At 70.1% G+C, this 1,437-nt stretch carries 1 protein-coding gene; it reads right to left on the bottom strand.

Features of this window, described 5'->3' with window-relative positions; translation table 11 throughout:
- Positions 1-19: 19 nt before the first annotated feature.
- Entirely contained in the window at positions 20-1,225 is a 1,206-nt protein-coding gene (locus tag KILIM_RS21825) for an IS110 family RNA-guided transposase (protein ID WP_006594939.1), read from the bottom strand.
- Positions 1,226-1,437 lie beyond the last annotated feature (212 nt).

The raw sequence follows: 1,437 nt of genomic DNA, 5'->3' as shown, positions 1-1,437 counted from the left end.
GGTGTCCCTATGGTCTTTGTCAAGCGGCTGCGGGCGCGGGTGAGTGGTAGAGGGTGCCGTCGCGGAGCATGGCGTAGATGACGTCGCAGCGGCGTCGTGCGAGGCAGATGAGGGCGGCGTTGTGCCGTTTGCCTTGGGCTCGTTTGCGGTCGTAGTAGGCGCGGCTGGTGGGGTCGTGCAGGGCCGCGAAGGCGGACAGGAAGAGCGCGCGTTTGAGGTTCTTGTTCCCGCTACGGCTGGGGTGCTCGCCCCGGATCGAGGAGCCCGAGCGTCGCGTCACTGGCGCGAGGCCGGCGTAGGCGGCCAGGTGGCCGGGGGTGGGGAAGGCGCTGCCGTCGCCGACCTCGAGCAGGATGCGGGCTGCGGTCCTGATGCCGATGCCGGGCATCGAGATCAGGACCTGGGAAAGAGGGTGCGCATCGAGCATCTCCTCGACCTGGGCCGCGGCGTCAGCACGCTGTTGGAGCAGGTCGGCGAGCTGGCCGGCGAGCTTGGGCAGGACCACTTCGGCGGCCTTGGTGCCGGGCACGAGCACGGTCTGCTGGTCCAGGGCGGTCTGGATGTCGTTGACGATGCGCTCGTAGGAGCGGGGCGCGCGGGGTCGGGCTACGGCCAACAGCCGCCGGCGTCCGGCGGCGCGCAGTCCGGTCGGGCCGCCGAAGCGGGCCAGCAGCTCCAGAACGGCTTTGTGCTGCAGCCGCGGCCCCAGGGCGCGTTCGAGTGCGGGGTGGATCTGGGTGAGCAGGCCGTGGATGCGGTTGGCGACGCGGGTGACCTCGCCGGCCAGGTCGTCATCGAAGCCGACGATGACTTCCAGATCGGCCAGGGCCTCGTCGTTCAGATCGACTCGACGCAGCGTGTGCGGCATCGTGCGTCCAGCCTCGGCGATCACGTACGCGTCCCGGGCGTCGGTCTTGGCGTTGCCCGGGTGCAGGTCCGCGATGCGGCGCATCGCCAGCCCGGGCAGATACGCAACGTCCAGGCCCGCCGCGCGGGCGACGGCCACGGGCAGCGCGCCGATCGAGGCCGGCTGGTCGACGATGACCAGCACCGGCCCGTGCACGGCCAGAGAGTCGAACAGTGCCCGCAAACGCGCTTCGTCCTGCGGCAGCGGCTTGTCGTGGACCCGCTTGCCGGCGCGATCCAGGGCACAGGCATGGTGCTCGCCCTTGCCGACGTCCAGGCCCAGCCAGACCTTGTAGTCCCGTTCAGGCAATCCGTGCATCGGGTGTCTCCTCATCGTCGCGGTGACAGCAACGCTGGCCACGGTCGGGGCGTCAGCAGCCGGCACCCACGTTACGAAGAGACCTCACGCCACAGCGCTGGCCCTGTCCCTATCAGCGGTCACACCGACGCCACCAGGCCCGGTGACAACACCCCCCGGATCATCCGAACGACAGGGGCATTCAGTCATGCCGAACCTGGTGACCAGCACCC

This window comes from Kineosphaera limosa NBRC 100340, from assembly GCF_000298215.1.
In the GTDB taxonomy this organism is placed as follows: Bacteria; Actinomycetota; Actinomycetes; order Actinomycetales; family Dermatophilaceae; genus Kineosphaera; species Kineosphaera limosa.
Note: the sequence above shows the minus strand (reverse complement) of the source record. Positions and strands in the feature narration are given on the sequence as shown.